This is a genomic window from Blastococcus sp. HT6-30, from assembly GCF_039729015.1.
In the GTDB taxonomy this organism is placed as follows: domain Bacteria; phylum Actinomycetota; class Actinomycetes; order Mycobacteriales; family Geodermatophilaceae; genus Blastococcus.
Map to the genome: position 1 here is coordinate 1,165,897 of NZ_CP155792.1, position 18,229 is coordinate 1,184,125.

The 18,229-nt window shown below is 74.7% G+C and carries 17 protein-coding genes; 7 read left to right on the forward strand and 10 right to left on the reverse strand.

Annotated elements, in window-relative coordinates:
• Window positions 1–512: 512 nt before the first annotated feature.
• The 3 genes from ABC795_RS05595 to ABC795_RS05605 are packed head-to-tail and all read left to right on the forward strand — an operon-like array spanning window position 513 to window position 3,155.
• Window positions 513–923 (forward strand): thioesterase family protein, encoded by a 411-nt coding sequence (locus ABC795_RS05595; RefSeq protein ID WP_347059937.1) that lies wholly within the window; start codon window positions 513–515, stop codon window positions 921–923.
• Window positions 924–975: 52 nt separating this feature from the next.
• Window positions 976–2,001 carry an AMP-binding protein gene (locus ABC795_RS05600; RefSeq protein WP_347059938.1) on the forward strand — a complete coding sequence of 342 codons (1,026 nt, stop codon included), beginning with the start codon at window positions 976–978 and terminating at the stop codon, window positions 1,999–2,001.
• The gene (locus ABC795_RS05605; RefSeq protein WP_347059939.1) at window positions 1,998–3,155 is read left to right on the forward strand and encodes a thiolase family protein; all 1,158 of its coding nucleotides are present in this window, start codon (window positions 1,998–2,000) and stop codon (window positions 3,153–3,155) included. The genes ABC795_RS05600 and ABC795_RS05605 overlap by 4 nt, the downstream gene beginning before the upstream one ends.
• Window positions 3,156–3,161: 6 nt before the next feature.
• Here the strand turns inward: ABC795_RS05605 and ABC795_RS05610 are convergent, their stop codons facing one another.
• The 9 genes from ABC795_RS05610 to ABC795_RS05650 all read right to left on the reverse strand — a co-directional run bounded on the left by ABC795_RS05610 (window position 3,162) and on the right by ABC795_RS05650 (window position 12,300).
• On the reverse strand, window positions 3,162–3,689 hold the full coding sequence (locus ABC795_RS05610) for an MOSC domain-containing protein (RefSeq protein WP_347059940.1): 528 nt from the start codon (window positions 3,687–3,689) through the stop codon (window positions 3,162–3,164).
• Window positions 3,686–4,330 carry an energy-coupling factor transporter transmembrane component T gene (locus ABC795_RS05615; protein WP_347059941.1) on the reverse strand — a complete coding sequence of 215 codons (645 nt, stop codon included), beginning with the start codon at window positions 4,328–4,330 and terminating at the stop codon, window positions 3,686–3,688. Before ABC795_RS05615 ends, ABC795_RS05610 begins: the two co-directional genes overlap by 4 nt.
• 28 nt (window positions 4,331–4,358) lie before the next feature.
• Entirely contained in the window at window positions 4,359–5,090 is a 732-nt protein-coding gene (locus tag ABC795_RS05620) for an ABC transporter ATP-binding protein (protein WP_347059942.1), read from the reverse strand.
• Between the two features lie 2 nt (window positions 5,091–5,092).
• Window positions 5,093–5,659, reverse strand: a complete 567-nt coding sequence (locus tag ABC795_RS05625) for a biotin transporter BioY (RefSeq protein WP_347059943.1) — start codon at window positions 5,657–5,659, stop codon at window positions 5,093–5,095.
• 43 nt (window positions 5,660–5,702) lie between these two features.
• Window positions 5,703–7,292, reverse strand: a complete 1,590-nt coding sequence (locus tag ABC795_RS05630; protein WP_347059944.1) for an alpha-amylase family glycosyl hydrolase — start codon at window positions 7,290–7,292, stop codon at window positions 5,703–5,705.
• Window positions 7,293–7,442: 150 nt separating this feature from the next.
• Window positions 7,443–7,841 (reverse strand): globin, encoded by a 399-nt coding sequence (locus ABC795_RS05635; RefSeq protein ID WP_347059945.1) that lies wholly within the window; start codon window positions 7,839–7,841, stop codon window positions 7,443–7,445.
• Entirely contained in the window at window positions 7,838–9,106 is a 1,269-nt protein-coding gene (locus tag ABC795_RS05640; RefSeq protein WP_347059946.1) for an MFS transporter, read from the reverse strand. The genes ABC795_RS05635 and ABC795_RS05640 overlap by 4 nt, the downstream gene beginning before the upstream one ends.
• A 38-nt stretch (window positions 9,107–9,144) precedes the next feature.
• Window positions 9,145–10,152 carry a mechanosensitive ion channel family protein gene (locus tag ABC795_RS05645; protein ID WP_347059947.1) on the reverse strand — a complete coding sequence of 336 codons (1,008 nt, stop codon included), beginning with the start codon at window positions 10,150–10,152 and terminating at the stop codon, window positions 9,145–9,147.
• Window positions 10,153–10,230: 78 nt separating this feature from the next.
• Window positions 10,231–12,300 (reverse strand): prolyl oligopeptidase family serine peptidase, encoded by a 2,070-nt coding sequence (locus tag ABC795_RS05650; protein ID WP_347059948.1) that lies wholly within the window; start codon window positions 12,298–12,300, stop codon window positions 10,231–10,233.
• A 220-nt stretch (window positions 12,301–12,520) separates the two neighbouring features.
• Between ABC795_RS05650 and ABC795_RS05655 the strand changes: the two genes are divergently transcribed.
• The 4 genes from ABC795_RS05655 to ABC795_RS05670 all read left to right on the forward strand — a co-directional run bounded on the left by ABC795_RS05655 (window position 12,521) and on the right by ABC795_RS05670 (window position 15,512).
• Window positions 12,521–13,048, forward strand: coding sequence for an HNH endonuclease (locus ABC795_RS05655; protein ID WP_347059949.1), 528 nt, complete (start codon window positions 12,521–12,523; stop codon window positions 13,046–13,048).
• A gap of 97 nt (window positions 13,049–13,145) precedes the next feature.
• Window positions 13,146–14,579, forward strand: coding sequence for an amidase (locus ABC795_RS05660; protein WP_347059950.1), 1,434 nt, complete (start codon window positions 13,146–13,148; stop codon window positions 14,577–14,579).
• Between the two features lie 30 nt (window positions 14,580–14,609).
• Entirely contained in the window at window positions 14,610–15,008 is a 399-nt protein-coding gene (locus ABC795_RS05665) for a hypothetical protein (protein ID WP_347059951.1), read from the forward strand.
• A 48-nt stretch (window positions 15,009–15,056) separates the two neighbouring features.
• A complete protein-coding gene (locus ABC795_RS05670) occupies window positions 15,057–15,512 on the forward strand; it encodes a DUF5130 family protein (RefSeq protein WP_347059952.1) in 456 nt (151 codons plus the stop codon).
• Window positions 15,513–15,609: 97 nt separating this feature from the next.
• Here ABC795_RS05670 and pepN read toward each other — a convergent pair whose 3' ends face one another.
• Entirely contained in the window at window positions 15,610–18,162 is a 2,553-nt protein-coding gene (gene pepN, locus ABC795_RS05675; protein ID WP_347059953.1) for an aminopeptidase N, read from the reverse strand.
• Between the last annotated feature and the right edge of the window lie 67 nt (window positions 18,163–18,229).

The following is an 18,229-nucleotide window of genomic DNA, read 5'->3' on the forward strand; positions in this document are numbered from 1 at the left end:
TGGACCCGGGCGCGGGGATGGCGCCACCTCGGTCGAGCGATCCCTGATCGCCCCGGCGCGGGGCCCCGGCTCGCCGCACTCGCGTCCTGCACCCGCGCGACCGCGACAGTTCCCGCATGCGCATGGACGTGATGGCTCTGGCCCGCACGGACCGCGAGGACCTGCGTGACCTGCTGGCCGACCTCACCCCCGAGCAGTGGCGCGCCCCGTCGCTCTGCGCGGGCTGGTGCCAGGGCTCCGCACGGCCCTGTTCGCGCCGACGCTCCTCGGGGTGCTGCGCGTACGAGGGGTCCGGCTGGTGGCCACCGACATCGACTGGACGTTCGGGCGCGGCCCGGAGGTCCGGGGGGACGGCGGAGGCAATCGCGATGACCGTGGCCGGACGCCGGGGCGTCGTCGCGGAGCTGCCCGGGCCCGGGCAGGCGCGCCTCGCCCGGCGACTCGACGGCTGAGGTCGCGGTCGTCCGGTCCCGCGCGGCACCGCTCCGGGGACATGCGGCAGGGTGACGGGTGTGAGGCACACCGTGCACGTCCCCATGCGCTGGTCGGACATGGACGCCTACCAGCACATCAACAACGTCGCGTTCCTCGGCTACTTCGAGATGGCGCGGGTCAACCTGTTCTTCGAGCAGCCCACGCACGACGAGCGCACCGGGATGCGCCGCGGCCTGGTCGTCGCCTCCCACGAAATCGTCTACAAGCGCTCGGTGGTCTACGACGCCGACCCGCTGGAGGTCCAGCTCTGGGTCTCCGGCATCCGCGCCGCCGCCTTCACCTGCCACTACGAGCTCTTCGACCACGGGAAGCTCGCCGTCACCGGCAGCACGCTGCTGGTGCCCTTCGACTTCGCGCTCGAGCGGCCACGCCGGCTCACCGCGGAGGAGAAGGAGTTCCTCGCCCGCTGGGCCGACGAGCCGGGCTAGGCCTGAGGCGTAGTCCTGCCGGATCATCGACCCCGAGCGCACGGGAGACAACGTGCCCGACCTCCTTCTGGACGTCGCCGCAACCTCCGACCCGGTCGCGGCGGTCCTCGCCGCCTCCGACCGGGGCGGGCTGATCGGCCTCCGGACCTCGGGCACCACCAGCCGGCCCCGCGTGGTCGTCCGGACCGCCGCATCCTGGGTCGACTCCTTCCTCCGCGTCTCGGAGCTGGCCGGGATCGACGCCTCCGCCCGTGTCTGCGTACCCGGCCCGTTGTCGGCGACCATGAACCTGTTCGCTGCGGTGCACGCGCGGTACGCCGGGCTACCGCTGGTCAGCAGCCCGGCAGACGCCACGCACATCCACCTCACGCCGGCCACGCTGCTGGGTCTGCTGCGGGAGGGCGTCGATCTCCGCGCGCGCACGGTGGTGGTCGCGGGGGACCGGCTGCGCCCCGCCCTGGCGGCGCAGGCACGGGCCGCCGGCGCCCGGGTCGCCCACTACTACGGAGCCGCCGAACTGTCCTTCGTCGCCTGGGGCACCGACGAGGAGGACCTGCGACCGTTCCCGGACGTGGAGGTCGAGATCCGGGACGGGCGGGTGTGGGCGCGGTCGCCCTTCCTCTCGCGGGGCTATGCAGGAGACGAGAAGGGGCCGTTCACCCTGGCCGGGGACGGCTTCGCCACCGTCGGGGACCGTGGCCGGCTCGCCGACGGCGTGCTGACCGTGACGGGGCGCGGGAGCGAGGCCGTCGTCACCGGGGGGGTGACCGTCCACGTCGACGACGTGGAGGAGACCCTGCGCCGGGGAACCGGGACGGAGGTGGTCGTCGTCGGCGTTCCGCACCCTCGGTTCGGCGCGCTCGTGGCGGCGGTCCTCGCCGACCCGGCCGCCTTGGCCGCGGCCCGCCGGACGGCGCGGACCGGGCTTCCGTCGGGCCAGCGGCCGCGCCGGTGGTTCGTCCTGCCGCAACTGCCCGTGACCGACGCCGGCAAGGTCGACCGGGCCGCGGTCGCCGATCTGGTGGCCTCCGGCCGTCTCGCGCCGGTGGGAACCACGTCCGAGGACGGCTCCGCATGACGGCCGCGGTCGCCGACGCCCCGGTCATCGTGGCGGCGCGCCGGACCCCGATCGGGACGGCGGGACGGTCCCTAGCCGCGTGCACGGCGGCCGATCTCGCCGCCGCCGTGCTCACGGACCTCGCGGCCGACGCGCGGACCGGCACCGGCCCACGCGCGTCGCTGCGCGAGGTGGTGCTGGGCAACTGCATGGGTCCGGGCGGGGACGTCGCCCGCGTGGCCGCCCTCCAGGCCGGCCTGCCGATCGCCGTCCCCGGCCTCACCGTCGACCGGCAGTGCGCCAGCGGCCTCGCGGCCGTCGTCCTCGGCGCCACCATGCTGCGTGGCGAGGTGGGGACCGTCCTGGCCGGGGGCGTGGAGTCCGCGTCCACGGCGCCGTGGCGGTCCTGGCCGCCGCGGGGCGACGTGCCCGCGACCCGCTACGAGCGGGCGCCCTTCGCCCCCTCCGGCCTGGGCGATCCGGACATGGGGCCGGCCGCCGACCTGATCGCCCGGGAGCACGGGATCACGCGCGCCCAGCAGGACGAGTACGCCGCCCGCTCCCATGCCCGTGCGATGGCGACCCAGCGAGCCGAGGGCTTCGCGGCCGAGATCGTGCCCGTGGGCGGTGTCTCCTGCGACCAGCGTCCGCGCGACGGTCTCACCGTCGAGCGGCTCGGGCGGCTGCGGCCGGCCTTCGACCCGGCAGGCACGGTGACCGCCGGAAACTCCTGCGGCATCAACGACGGCGCGGCGGTGGTCACCCTGGTCGATGCCGCGACCCACCGTCGGCAGGGAGGGCGGGGGCTCCGGGTGATCGCGACGGCGACCGCGGGCGTCGACCCCCGCCGCCCGGGGCTCGGCATCGTCCCCGCGGCGGAGCAGGCCCTCGACCGGGCCGGCATCTCCCTCGGGGACGTCGACGTCGTCGAGCTCAACGAGGCGTTCGCCGGCCAGATCCTCGCCTGCTGCGCCGCGTTGGGGCTGGAGCCCGAGCGGGTGTGCCCCCAGGGGGGCGCGCTGGCCCTCGGCCATCCCTGGGGGGCCTCGGGTGCGGTCCTCGCCGTCCGGCTGTTCTCCCAGCTGGCCCGCGGCGACGCGGGGCGTTACGGCCTCGCCGCCATCGCCGCGGGCGGTGGCCAGGGAGTGGCGATGGTCGTGGAGGCGTGCGGCTGACCGCGGTCACGTCCGGCGCGGCACCGGCCGCCCGGCGCCGGTCGGCGCTCCCCGGCGAGCGGCCTCGGCCTCGTCGAGCAGCCGCACCTCGGTGCCCTCGGCGATCGCCGCGCCGGTGAACACCGCCGCGTTGACCCCGCCCCGGTAGGCCATCGCCTTGACCAGCCGCGTGCCGGTCAGCCGTTCCAGATGCGTGCACGGCGGGCAGCGCTTCATCCCGAACAGCAACGCGTCGCCCACGGCGAACCACCGGCCGACGAGCTCGGGCAGGCTGATCCCGCGGGTGAGCAGGTTGCGTCTCGTGTCGCCCGGCGTCAGGGGCGCGCCGGTCTCCGCGGCGAGCGCGGCGACGTCGTCCACGTCGATGAGCGTCAGTTGCTTCTCCAGGTCGGGGTACCGCGCCCACGTGCCGCCGCCCAGGGCGTAGCGGTCGCCCTCGAGCCCTGCGCCGGCGACCAGCCGGCCGGCCGGAACCCGTTCCATCGGCTCGGCTGCCGCCGGTGTCCGCCAGATCTCCAGCACGGTCCCGCTCACGGCGCCGATGCTCCCGCACGGCGGCGGCGCGGGGACACCGGGGCGTCGGCCCCGCGGGCGTCGAGCGCCTCACCGAGCGTGGCGGCCAGCCGGAGAACCTGCACCAGCAGCGGCACCAGCATGCCCACGCGCATCCCGGTCGCGCCGCGCGCCGCCTGCGCCTCCCGGATGCGTTGGGCGCGCTCGGCGATCAGGGGCACGAACCGCAGCGTCATCGCGATCACCAGGCCGACCCGCGCCGGACGCACGCCGACCACCGCCAACGGGCGGACCAGCCACTCCACAACGGCGACCAGCGCGGTGACCCGCGTCGTCGCGGTCACCACCGCGGCGGCCAGCACCAGTGTCAGCAACCGGCTGACCGCGACCGTCCCGGTGCGCCAGTCGGTGACCACGAGGTGGAACACGAGCAGCACCGCCAGCCACGGCCATACCGGACGGACCTGGGCGACCAGGGCGCGCAGCGGCAGCCGGGCCGCGGCCAGCCCGAGCACCGCCACGGCAGCCAGCGCGCCGAGGACCACGTCCAGCCGCTCCACGAGGAACAGGCCGGCGCCCAGTCCGGCCAGCAGGGCGAGCTTCAGCCCGGCGGGCGCCCGGTGCACGGGGCTGGCGACGGGCACGTACAGCGCCAGCGTCACGATGTCGGCCGCTCGGACGCGGTCGGGGTCACGACAACCGGTCCACGTACCAGCGCAGCGTCTCGGTGGGGACGCCGTCGGCGGCCACCCGACCGTCTTCGAACACGAGCACCCGGTCGAACCCGGCCAGCAGGTCCAGGTGGTGGGTGACGACCACGACGTCCTGCTCCAGCTCGGCGATGACGCGGGCGACGCGCCGGGTGTTGGCCAGGTCCAGCAACGTCGTGGGTTCGTCGAAAACTACCCGCTGCGGCTGCATCACCAGGACTCCGGCGATCGCGAGCAGCTGCTTCTGCCCGCCCGAGAGCAGGTGCGCCGGGTGGTCGTGGTGCCCGGCCAGTCCGTACCGCGTGAGCACGTCCTCGACCCGCCGCGCCCGCTCATCGGCGGGAACCCCCAGGTTGGTCAGGCCGAACTCGACATCCTCGGCAACGGTGGGGTGCACGATCTGTGCGTCGGGGTCCTGGAACACGAAGCCCACCCGCCGGCGGACCTCCCGCAGTTGTGTCCGGGTGTCCAGCCCGTCGACGAGGACGCTGCCCGCCGACGGGAGCACCAGGCCGTTGAGGAGTCGGGCGAAGGTGCTCTTGCCCGACCCGTTGGCGCCCACCACACCCACCCGGGACTCGCCCAGGGTGAGTGTGACGTCGTCCAGGACCGGCCGGTCACCGTAGGCGTGCGAGACGTTCCGCAGTTCGAGCGCCGTCCGCGGCAGGGCGCCGGCCGCGGCGACCTCGGCCGCGCGCCGTCTCCACCGCACGGTCAGCCGGCCGCCGGCCGTCGGGCGGGCAGCTCGATGACCGGGTACGCCCGGCGCACCGCCACCGCCACTACGGAGGCGGCGCCCGCCTTCACCAGGTCTCCGGGGATGAAGGCGAGCGAGCCCGTCGCCGCGGCCGTCAGCGAGACGTCGCCGAACAGGGCGGTGAACGGGATGCCGATCGCGTAGATGACCACGATGCCGCCGACCAGGTTGGCCACCATCGCCCACGCCAAGTTGAACCTGCGCCACGTCAGCTGGGTCAGGAGGCCGATGACGAATGCGGCGATCGGCCAGCTGTAGAGGTATCCGGCGGACGGGCCGACGAAGACGGCCAGCCCACCGCGGCCGCCCGACAGCAGTGGCGCCCCGACCGCGACGACGGCCAGGAAGGTCAGCAGCGCCAGCCCGCCTCGGCGCGCACCGAGCACCGAGCCGGCCAGCATGACGCCGAGGGTCTGCGCGGTGATCGGCACCGGGATGCCCGGCACGGGCACCGGCGGCAGCAGGCCCAGCACCGCGACGATGGCCGCGAACAGGGCGACGTAGGCGAGATCCCTGGACTTCACGCGGCGCAAGATACCGGAGCCTTTGCGCCCGTCCGGGCGGCGGTCACGCCTGGAGCCACACCGCTGTGTCGTCGGGCACGGTCCCGCCGTCCACCGGCCCGCTGGCGAGCAGCACCTGCCCCTCCGGCAGCGGCACGTCCGCGCCGGACAGGTTCACCAGGCAGACCAGCCCACCGGGACGGCGGAACGCAACACAACGGTCGGGTGCCTGTACCCACTGCACGTCTTCCCCGGTGAACGCAGAGGAGGACGCGCGCAGCTCCAGCGCCTTCCGGTACAGCGACAGCATCGAACCGTCGTCGTCACGCTGCGCCGCAGCGGTCAGCCGGCCCCAGCCTCCCGGCATGGGCAGCCAGGTGTCGGGACGCGTGGAGAACCCGTAGGAGGGCCCGGTGCCCGACCAGGGCACCGGGATCCGGCAGGCGTCGCGGCCTCGCTCGGCGCCGCCGGAGCGGAACCACATCGGGTCCTGCAGCACCGCGTCGGGCAGGTCGACGTCGGGCATGCCGAGCTCGTCGCCGTTGTAGAGGTACGCCGCACCCGGCAGCGCCAGCTGCAGCAGCGCCGCCGCCCGGGCCCGCCGGGTGCCGAGGTCGCCACCGCCGTAGCGGGTCACGTGCCGGGGGCGGTCGTGGTTGGACAGCACCCAGCAGGCCGGCGCGGGCGTGCCGTCGACCGCGGCGAGCGAGTGGGTGATCGCGTCCCGCAGCCCGTCGGGGGTCCACTCGGCGGTGAGCAGCTTGAAGTTGAACGCCAGCTGCAGCTCGTCCTCGCGCAGGTACTGGGCCAGCCGCTCGTCGTCGGACACCCAGACCTCGCCGACCGCCATCGTGCCGGGGTACTCGTCGAGCACCGCCCGGATGCGGCGGTGCACCACGTGCACGCCGTCCTGGTCGAACCGGTGGTCGCCGGGGCCGTGGTCGTCGAGCAGCCCCGTGTCGTCCATCGGCACCATGTCGGGCAGGCCGTCGGGCTTGGCCATGCCGTGGGCGACGTCGATGCGAAAGCCGTCCACCCCGCGGTCGAGCCAGAACCGCATCGTCTCCTCGAGGTCGGCCACGACCTCCGGGTTGGCGAAGTTCAGGTCCGGCTGCTCCGGGGCGAAGATGTGCAGATACCACTGCCCGTCGGGCACGCGGGTCCACGCCGGCCCGCCGAACACCGAGGGCCAGTTGTTCGGCGGCTCCCTGCCGTCCACCCCGCGGCCGTCGCGGAACAGGTAGCGGGCCCGTTCCGGCGAGCCCGGACCGGCCGCCATGGCCGCCTGGAACCACTCGTGGTCGTGGGAGCTGTGGTTGGGCACCAGGTCGACGGTCACCCGGATGCCCAGCGCGTGCGCCTCGGCGAGCAGCGCGTCGAACTCGGCCAGGTCGCCGAACACCGGCTCGACGTCGCGGGGGTCGGCGACGTCGTAGCCGTGGTCGGCCATCGGTGAGGGGTAGAACGGCGTGATCCACAGCGCGTCGACACCGAGGTCGGCGAGGTAGGGCAGCCGCGACCGGATGCCGGCCAGGTCGCCCACACCGTCACCGTTCCCGTCGGCGAAGCTGCGGATGTAGATCTGGTAGAAGACCGCGTCCCGCCACCAGTCGGTGTCGGTCGTGGACAGGGTGCGGTTCGGCTCCGGGCTCACCGGGCTCCTCAGGGGTGTTCGTGGACGTTCGGGTGCAGCGGCTGTGGGGGTGTTGCTCGCGCACGGGGAGTCCGGCAGGACCTCCTGAGCCCGAGCAGGACTCCCGGAGCGGGCCACGGGGATCGTGCGAGGTGGGGAGTGCCCGGCGGGTCAGCGGTTCTGCATGCTGCGCGCGGCCATCTCCAGGTATGCCCAGAGCGTCGCGTCCTGGTCGGGGGGCAGTTCCAGCGAGTCGACGGCGTCGCGCATGTGGGTCAGCCAGGCGTCGCGCTCGGCGGGGCCGATGGCGAAGGGCGCGTGCCGCATGCGCAGCCGCGGGTGCCCGCGCTGCTCGGAGTAGGTCGTCGGCCCACCCCAGTACTGCTCCAGGAAACCGCGCAGGCGGGTCTCCGCACCCTCCCAGTCGTCCTGGGGGTACATCGGCACGAGCACCGGGTCGGTGCGGACACCGGCGTAGAAGCGGCTGACCAGTCGCCGGAAGGTCTCCGCGCCGCCGATCTCGTCGTAGAAGGTCCGTGCCGACGGCAGGGACCGCCTCGACTCGCTCATGCCCCTGATGCTCCCTCAGCCTTGGTCCGGACGTCCGCCGGGTCGCGGGTCCGCCGATAGGCCATCAGCGCCGGGGCGACCGCGATCATTCCGATCACGCCGGAGAGCGCCACCACGACGCTCGGGCTGAACGCCTCCGCGGCGAGGCCCGCGCCGAGCGCGCCGAGCCCCTGCACGCCGGCCAGCCCGCTGGCCGCCACGCCGAACGCGCGCCCGCGGTAGGCGCTGGGTACCGCCTGGACGAAGGCGACGTTGAGCGGGATCGACCACGCCGCGCCGAGCCCGGAGACGAACAGCATCCCGACCAGCACCCAGAACGGCACCGCGCCGGGCCCGGCCGCCGCCGCGACCAGGCCACCGACCAGCACGGGTGCGAGGGAGACCACGACGAGCGGGGCGACGAGTCGCTCACGCCGCGCCGGCGGGACCAGGCGCGCGATGACCAGCCCGCCGATGGTGACCCCGAGCGGGTTGGCCGCGAGAAGGATGCCGACCGCCGTCGTTCCCTGACCGAGGGAGTCCACCAGCGGGGCGGCGATCCCTTCGGAGGCGTACACGAAGCCCGTCGTCACCCACAGGACGCCGACGATGGCCAGCAGCCGGGGGCTGCGGCGGATGAGGCGCAGGCCCGCCGCGGTGTCCCGCCACAGCGATCCGGGCGCACCGCCGCCCTCGGCGACGGGGGCCGGGCGCGGCTCGAGCCGCGCCCAGAGCCAGACGGCGGAGACGAGGAAGGTCGCGGCGTCCACCAGCAGCGCGGCCGAGGGGCTGAGCGCGGCGGCCAGCGCGCCGCCGGCGAGGAACCCGGCGACCTGGGCGAGCTGCAGGGTGATGCCGGTGAGGGACGTGGCGACGGCGTACCTGTCCCCGTCGAGCACGTCAGCCATCAGGGCCGACCGGGCCGACTCGAACGGGGGGGCGCACAGGCCGACGACGAAGAGGAGGCCCAGCAGCACGGGGAGCGGCGTCCCGGGGATCGCCATGAGCGCGACGAGGACCGCGCGGGCGGCGTCGGTGGCGATCAGCACCCGATGGCGGGGGAGCCGGTCGGCCAGCGTGGACAGCAGCGGCCCGCCGAGCAGCCAGGGCAGGTGGCTGATGGCGAAGGTCAGCGCGGCGAGCAGCGGCGACGACGTCCGGGCGTACACCAGCACGGTCAGGGCGACGCGCGCCAGCTCGTCCCCGGCTGCGGAGAGCACGAAGGTGCCGAACAGCGGCCGGAACTCACCGACGGCGAAGACCTCGCGGAAGGTCGCCTGGCGCACCGCGGCCCCAGGGGCGGGGTCCTGTGGCGCGGGGGCGCTCAGCGGGACCCCGCCCCGGCGGCGGAGACGCTGCCCAGGAGGGGGACGGGCGTGCGGATGCCCTCGGCGACGAAGCGCTCCTTGAGCCGCATCCGCAGTTCCCGGCCGACCCGCCACTGGTCGGCGTTCGTGGTGCGCACGGTGAGCCGGAGGAAGACCCCCTCCGCGGTGATCTGCTCGACGCCGAGGGACTCCGGCTCGGCCAGGAGGATGCCGGCCCACTCGGCTTGCGCGTACATCGCGTCGGCCACCTCCTGCATGACCGCGCGGCAGCGCTCCAGGTCGGTGTCGTGCGCGACGGGCATGTCGATCACCACCTGGGCGAAACCTTGGCTCTTGTTGCCGACCCGCAGCACCTCGCCGTTGCGGACGTACCAGACGACGCCGTTGACGTCCCGCAGCCGGGTGATCCGCAGCCCGACCGCCTCCACGGTGCCGACGGCCTCGCCCAGGTCGACGACGTCACCCACCCCGTACTGGTCCTCCAGGATGATGCCGATCCCGGCGATGAAGTCCTTGACCAGGTTCTGGGCGCCGAAGCCGAGGGCGACGCCGACCACGCCCGCGCTGGCCAGGATCGGCGCCAGGTTGACCCCCAGTTCGCCCAGCACCAGGACGACGGCGATGCCGAGGACGACCATCGAGGCGAAGCTGCGCAGGACCGAGCCGATCGCCTCGGCCCGCTGGGTGCGTCGCGCGGCGATCTGCTCGACGACCTCCTCCGCGGCCGGCGTGCGGCTGCGGAGGGGCCGCAGGATGGTGGGCATCGCCCCGGTCGCCGTGCGGTCGGTCAGCCGTCCGATCGCCCGGTGGGCCAGCGCCCGCGCGAGCAGCGCCAGCACGACGACCAGCAGGATCCGGCCCGGGGTGGCGATGAGCGTCCGGGCGTTCTCGGCCAGCCAGTCCATGCCGGACCAGTCGTAGACCTTCTGGCAGAGCCAGTAGTCGGCGCAGTCGGCGACGCCCGCTCCGTCGTCCGCGGCGATCGCCGTGGGAGATCCGGTCATTACCGGAAGTGTCTCAGGTGGGAAGGACGGCGTCGGTGCAGGCGACGGCGCGTGTCCGGCTGGTAACGGACGGCACGCTCAGCCGGCAAGTCCGGTGTGCGCTGCGAGGAAGGCGAGCTGGTCGGCGGCCAGGCCCACGGTGCGGCTGACGGCCCGGGCGCCATGGCCCACCGACGTCTCACGTCGCAGGAGCACCGGGGCCGCCGAGCTGGTGGCGTGCTGGAGAGCGGCGGCGAGCTTGCGGCCGTGCAGCGGATCGACCCGGGTGTCGGACTCGAAGGTCGTGACGAGCACCGCCGGGTACGCCGTCCCCTCCCGCACGGCGTGGTAGGGCGAGTAGCCGAGCAGCCAGCCGAGCTGCACCGGGTCGTCGGCCGTGCCGTACTCGTCGTTCCAGGTGCGGCCGAGCCCGAACCGTTCGTACCGCACCATGTCCAGCAGCGGCGCGCTGCAGACGACGGCGGCGGCGAGGCCGGGGCGCTGGGTGAGGGTGGTGCCCACCAGCAGGCCGCCGTTGGACCCGCCCATGACCGCCAGCTGCGCGTGCGTCGTCCAGCCCTCGGCCACCAGGTGCTCGGCGGCGGCGGCGAAGTCGTCGAACACGTTCTGCTTGCGTTCGCGCATGCCGGCCCGATGCCACTCCTCGCCGTGCTCGGAGCCGCCGCGCAGGTTCGCCACCACCCAGACGCCGCCGGCGGCGACCCAGGCCAGGGCCTGCGCCGAGTACGCGGGGGTGAGCGAGACGTTGAAACCGCCGTAGCCGTAGAGAACGGTCGGACGCGGGCAGTCGGGCGCCCCTGTCCCGGAGAGCACGAAGAGGTGCACCGGTGTGCCGTCCTTCGACGTCGCGTGCGTCTCGACGACGGTCAGCGGCGGCACCTCGCCGGCGACGGGCGCCTGCTCCCACCCGGTCAGCCCGTCGGGATCCGCGGAGTTCCAGCGCAGCACCGACGGCGGGGTGGAGTAGTCGGTGTAGCCCACCCACGCGGTGGCGCCACCGGTGTGCGGGGCGCTGACGCCGGAGATGCTCCCGGCGCCGGGCGGACGGACGTCGCCCAGCCGGCCGGCGCCGTCCCCGGCCCAGACCGAGAGCCGGTCGGTGGCGTCGACGGCGTGGACGGCCAGCACCCGCAGATCGCCGTCCGGCCCGTCCACCAGCGCGACGTCGGAGAGCACCGCGTCCTCCTGCTGGGGCACGACGTCGGCCCAGGCCTGGTGCGCCCAGGTGGCCTGGTCCGCCGGGTCGGCGACGGCCAGCCGCCAGCGCGGGGTGCCGCGGTCGCTCAGCAGCCACAGCCGCCCGTCCCGGGCCACCCACGCGGCGGTCTGGGCGTCGACGCCCACCTGGAACTCGCGCAGCGCGCCGTCCCCGGCGAGGTCGGCCAGCCAGACGTCGTCGCGCGGAGCGGTGCCTGCCGAGGCGGAGACGACCAGCCAGCGGCCGTCGGCACTGGTGCGGACCCCGTAGTAGTTCGTCGGGTCCAGGCCCTCACCGTGCACCAGGACGTCGCCTGCGGGGTCGGCGCCGACCCGGTGGCGCCAGACCCGGCGGTGGAACTGCTCCTCGCCGGCGGGCACCTGGTCCGGTGCGAGACGGCGGACGTAGAACAGCTCCACGCCCCCGGGCAGCCAGCCGACGGGGGAGTAGCGGCAGCGGTCGACCGGGCCGTCGAGAACCTCCCCCGTGGCGACGTCGAGGACGAAGAGCTGCGACTCCTCGTCGCCGCCGGTGGAGATCTGGTAGGCCAGCCGGTCGCCCTCCCAGGACGGCGACCACGCGTCGAGCGTCGTCGTCCCCTCGGGGTCCAGCGCCATCGGGTCGACGAGCACCCGGACGCTGCCGTCGGCCTCGCGCACCCGCAGCACGGCGTGCTCCTGGCCGGGATCGCGGCGGGTGGAGAACGCCCGCTCGCCGCGCCACACCGGGAGCCCGACGGCGCCCGAGCGCACCAGCTCGCCGAGCTTCCCGGCGAACCGCTCGCGCAACGGCAGGGCGGACAGCACCTCGGCGGCGAGCTCGTCCTGGGCCTGCGACCACTCCCGGGTGCGGGGGTCGGCGGCGTCCTCCAGCCAGCGGTACGGATCGGCGATCCGGTGGCCGTGCAGCTCGTCGACGAGGTCCAGCCGCGGGGCGTCCGGGTAGCGCATTCCCGGCACGCTAGTCGCCGCTCGGGACGGCGAGCCGCGACCGGACGCATCTCGAGTGCGCCAACCCGCCGTTCCCGGGTCAGAATGGGGCTGCCCGCGGGTCGTGCAGCACCCGGCGGTCCGGGGCGTCCGGAGGTGATCCGTGCCGCGTTCCGCGCCCGGGTCGACGTCGGCGGGTCACCCAGGCTCGCGGCGCGACCCCGTCCCGCCGCTCGTCCCCGTGCCCTCGCCCACGACCACGAGCGCCACCCTGCTGCTCAACGCGACGTACGAGCCGTTGTGCGTGGTGTCCAGCCGGCGGGCGATCGTGCTGGTCCTCGCCGAGAAGGCGGAGTCCGTCGACGTCACCGCCGACGTGGTGCACGCCGAGACCCTCAGCCTCCCGGTGCCCGTGGTCGTGCGGCTCACCCGGTACGTCCGGGTGCCCTACCCGGCGTCGGTGCCGCTGTCCCGGCGTGCGGTGTTCACCCGCGACGGGCAGACGTGCGTCTACTGCGGCGGTTCGGCCACGAGCATCGACCACGTCGTCCCGCGCAGCCGCGGCGGCACGCACACCTGGGACAACGTCGTCGCCGCCTGCCGCCGGTGCAACCACACCAAGGCCGACCGGTCGCTGGCCGAGCTGGGGTGGAAGCTCCCGCATCCGCCGCGCGCCCCCAGCGGCGCGGCGTGGCGGCTGCTCGGCCACCGCACCGTCGACCCGCGCTGGCGGGAGTGGCTCGGCGTCCCGGAGCCGGTCAGCGCCTGAACGGCGACTGGCCGGCCGGTAATCCGATCGGCGTCCCGGAGCCGTCCGGGCCGACCGGAACCCCTGCGCCGGTCCTCCGGGACTAGCGTCGCCGTCCGTGACCGCACTGCACGACCTCACCGCCCTCGAGCAGGCCGCCGCCGTCCGCGCGAAGGAGGTCAGCCCCACCGAGCTGGTGCAGCATGCGCTCGACCGGATCGACGCGCTGGACGCCGGGCTCGGTGCGTTCGTCACCGTGACCCCCGAGCGGGCGCTGGCCGCCGCGGCCGCGGCCGAGGCCCGGGTGCGCGAGGGCGGGGAGCTGCCGCCGCTGCTCGGCGTCCCCACGGCGATCAAGGACCTGAACAACACCGCCGGCGTCCGGACGACCTTCGGCTCCACCACGCTCGCCGACTTCGTCCCGGCCGTCGACGACGCCGTCGTCACCCGGCTGGCCGACGCCGGGACGATCAGCGTGGGCAAGACGAACACCCCGGAGTTCGGCTTCCCCTGCTACACCCAGAACGACCTGGTGGGGCCCGCTCGCTGCCCGTGGGACCCCACCCGCCTGGCCGGCGGGTCCAGCGGCGGCGCCGCGGTCGCCGTGGCCGCCGGCTTCCTGCCCTTCGCCCAGGGCAGCGACGGCGGCGGGTCGGTCCGCATCCCGGCGAGCATCAACGGACTGTTCGGCATCAAGCCCACCCGCGGGCGGATCAGCAACGCCCCCTACGGCAGCGAGGTGACCGGCCTGGGCACCAACGGGCCGCTGGCGCGCACCGTCCGGGACGCCGCCGCGATGCTCGACGCGATGGCCGGCCCCGAGATCGGCGACCCGTTCTGGGCGCCGCCCCTGCCGGCGGGGGAGACCTTCCTGGGCCAGGCCGACCGGGAACCCGGCCGGCTGCGGATCGGGCGGTACAGCGAGTCGCCCATGCCCGGGGTGGAGCTCGACCCGGAGGTCGCCGAGGCGTTCGACGACGCCGGCCGGCTGCTGGAGGAGCTCGGGCACGTCGTCGAGGACGTGCCCGCCGGTCTGCTCGACCCCGCCGTGCTGCCGTCCTTCGAGCGGGTGTGGGCGCTGAGCGCGACCACCCTGCCGGTGCCGCCCGACCGGGTCGACCGCCTGCAGCCGCTCACCCGCTGGATGCGCGACCGCGGGCTGGCGCTGTCGGCCCGGGACGCGATGGAGGCGATGTACGCCCTGCGGGTGTTCTCGCGGCAGTTCGTGCGCGCCACCGCCGGGTTCGACGTGCTGCTCGCGCCGGTGCTGACCATGACGCCGCGGCCCATCGGCTGGTTCCAGGCCGACGGCGAGGGCGCCCCGGACTTCGAGCGGCAGAAGCGCTACGCGGCGTTCACCGCTCTCTTCAACGTCACCGGGCAGCCCGCGGTGAGCGTGCCGCTGCACTGGACGGCCGACGACCTGCCCGTCGGCACCATGCTCGTCGGCCGCCCGGCCGACGAGGCGACCCTGATCTGCCTGGCTGCGCAGCTGGAGGCGGCCCGGCCGTGGGCGCACCGGCGCCCCGCCGTCTGGACCGACACCCGATGAACTCCGGGCGTGCCCGGTAAGTTGTCCGGCGTGACCGTCGCCGAGACCCTCCTCGTCTACGCCGGCATCCCGCTGGCCGTCATCCTCGTGCTGGCGCTGCTGACGCTCAGGCCGGGCGCCGGCCGGCGTCCCCGCTACAAGCCCGGCCAGTCGTGGGACTACGCCCCCGTCTGGTACGAGCCGCACCCCGCGCACACCGGCGGTCACGGCCCGGCCTCGACGCACGGGCCCGCCGCGGTTCCCGGCAGCGACACCTCGGCCCTGGGGTCCTCCGTGTATCCGGAGCAGCCGGGGGAGCGTGCCCTGGAGTCCGGGAACGGCGTCGGCCCCGCCGTCGGCACCGGCTCCACCGGATCGCACGGCGGTGCCACGGCCGCCCGGCTGCCGCACCCCGCCGGCCCGCTGGGCGGCGCCCGAGGGACCTGGTGACCCGGTGACCACCTGCTCCGTTCCGACGACCATTCCCGGAGGCCGGCGATGACCCGCACGCTCGAAGCCGATTCCCGCGCCACGGACGTGGCGGGCACGGCGCCCCCGCGTACCGAGGAGGGCCGGCCGGACGAGATCTTCACCTACCGCGAGCTGGCGCGCCTGGACGAGGCGCTGACCATGGCCTCCCGCGAGACCGGGCTGCGCTTCACCCTCTACGTGGGTGAGCTGCGCACGCCGACCCGTGCGCACGCCGAGGAGCTGCACGCCCGCTCCGGCGCCAACCCGTCCGACGCGGTCCTGATCGCCGTCTCACCCGGGCAGCGGGTGGTGGAGGTCGTCACCGGTGCGGGCGCCGCCCGCCGGCTGCCCGACCGCGCCTGTGCGCTCGCCGTCCTCTCCATGACCAGCGCCTTCGGCGCCGGGGACCTGGTGGGCGGCATCGTCAACGGCCTGCGCCAGCTCTCCGACCAGGCCGGGCACCCGGCGGCCCTGCGCCCGTAGGACCTTCTTCCTCGCCCGCTCGGGCCGGTGCCCGACGAGCCCGGAGACGACGAGGCCCCGCCCACCAGCTGGTGGGCGGGGCCTCGTCGTCCGCGGCTCAGCGTCCGGCGTCGGCGTCCCGCTCGCGGGCTCGCAGCGCACGGGCGACGCCGTCGCGGCCCTCGAACACCAGCCGGCGCAGGGCGGGCGGCTGGTCCGGGTCGGACAGCCACGCGTCCGCCGCCGCGATGGTGCGCGGCTCGACCACCGGCGGGAACAGGTACTGGACGGTGTTCTTGGCGATCTCGCCGGGCCGGCGGTCCCAGACCGGGCGGACCTCGGCGAAGTAGCGGTCGACGTACCCCGCGGTGAGCTCCCGCTGGGCCGGGTGCCAGAAGCCCTGGAGCATCGCTTCGTGCACGGCGTTGGGCAGCGACTCGTCGGTGAAGGCCCGTTGCCAGGTCTCCTCCTTCGACTCCGCCGTCGGCCGCAGCGCCCGCGCCGTCGCGGCCCGCCGGATGCCGGTGGCGGTGGCGTCCCGCTCCGCCTCGGCGTCGATCTCCGCGTCGCCGGCCGCGCCGATGGCGACCAGGCCGTGCAGGAAGGCCCACCGGGCGTCGGCGTCGACCTGGAGACCGGCGACCGTGCGGGAGCCGTCGAGCAGACCGCGCAGCGCGGCGGCGTGCTCCTCGGTGCGGGCGGCGCTCGCCAGCGTGCGCGACCAGAGCAGCTGCTGGTCGCTGCCCGCCGGGGCCGCCTCGAGGGCGGCGAGCGCCGCGTCGGCCAGCTGCGCCCAGCCGGTCGGTGCCCAGGCCGGGTCGGCGTAGGAGGAGAGCGCGCTCTGCACCCGGGCCAGCAGCGACTGGATGACGCTGCTCTCGGTCTCCGCGCCCACCCCGGCGAGCACCAGCTGCACCCACTCGCGGGCGGGCAGCTCGGCGTCGCGGGTCATGTCCCAGGCCGCCGACCAGCACAGCGCGCGGGCCAGCGGGTCCGGGATGGCGCCGATCCGGGCGCGCAGCGTCGCCAGCGACCGCTCGTCGAGCCGCAGCTTGGCGTAGGTGAGGTCGTCGTCGTTGACCAGCACCAGGTCCGCCACCGGGTGCCCGGCCAGCTCGGGCACCTCGGTGCGGGCGCCGGCCACGTCGAGCTCCACCCGGTGGGTGCGGATCAGCCCCTCGGGGCCCTCGCTGTAGAGGCCCACCGCCAGCCGGTGGTTGCGCAGCACCGGGTGCTCGGCGACCGCGGTCTGCTCGATGGCGAAGCCGGCGTACCGGCCGTCGTCGGTGAGCTGGAAGACCGGGCGCAGGGTGTTGACCTGGCTGGTGCGCAGCCACTGGTCGGCCCACTCCGACAGGTCGCGCCCGGAGCTCTCCGACAGCGGGCCCAGCAGGTCGGCCAGCGTCGTGTTGCCGTACTCGTGCCGGCGGAAGTACCGCTGCACTCCGGCGAGGAACTCGTCGCGGCCGACGTAGGCGACCAGCTGCTTGAGGACCGAGGCGCCCTTGGCGTAGGTGATGCCGTCGAAGTTGACCTCCACTGCGGCGACGTCGGGGATGTCGGCCGCGATCGGGTGCGTCGAGGGCAGCTGGTCCTGCGCGTAGGCCCAGGCCTTCTCGGTGTTGGCGAACGTGGTCCAGGCGGTCGTGTACTCGGTGGCCTCGGCCTGCGCCAGCGTGCTGATGTAGGTGGCGAAGGACTCGTTCAGCCACAGGTCGTCCCACCAGCGCATGGTGACCAGGTCGCCGAACCACATGTGCGCCAGCTCGTGCAGCACCGTCTCCGCGCGGCGCTCGTAGCGGGCCCGGCTCACCTTCGACCGGAAGACGTAGTCCTCGAGGAAGGTGACCGCGCCGGCGTTCTCCATCGCCCCGGCGTTGAACTCGGGCACGAACAGCTGGTCGTACTTGTCGAACGGGTACGGGTAGTCGAACACCCGGTGGTAGAAGTCGAAGCCCTGCTTGGTGATCCGGAACATCTCGTCGGCGTCGAGGTACCGGGCCAGGGAGGCGCGGCAGTACAGGCCGAGCGGGATGCCGTCGTGCAGGTCGGTGACCTTGGCGTAGGGGCCGGCGATCAGCGCGACGAGGTAGGTGGAGATGCGCTTGGTGGGCGCGAAGTGGGCCAGCTGCGACCCGCCCTCGCCCGCCTCGATGGTGCGGTCGCCGGTGTTGGAGATGACGTGCCAGTCGAACGGCGCCGTCACGTGCAGCGTGAAGGAGGCCTTGAGGTCGGGCTGGTCGAAGCAGGTGAACATGCGCTTGGCGTCGGCCGGCTCGAACTGCGTGTAGAGGTAGACCTGCCCGTCCTCGGGGTCGAGGAAGCGGTGCAGCCCCTCGCCGCTGTTGGAGTAGCGGCAGTCCGCCGTCACCACGAGGCTGTTCTGCTCCGCGAGGCCGGGCAGGGGGAGCCCGCCGTCCTCGGTGTAGCCGCGCACGTCCAGCTCGGTGCCGTTGAGCGTCGCCGAGTGCACGGTCTCGGCGACCAGGTCGATGAACGTGTCCGCGCCCGGCTGGCGGCAGGTGAACTCCACGGTCGTGGTCGAGCGGAAGGTGCGCTCTCCGGGATGACCGGCCCCGTCGGTGACGTCGAGCGAGATGTCGTAGCTCTGGACGGCGAGCAGCTCGGCGCGGACGGCGGCATCGGTGCGGGTCAGGTTGGGTACGGCCACCCGGGCAGCTTGTCATGCGGGGCCGACGGTCCGCCCGCGGTCCACCCGTGAGCTCCGAGGGGAACAA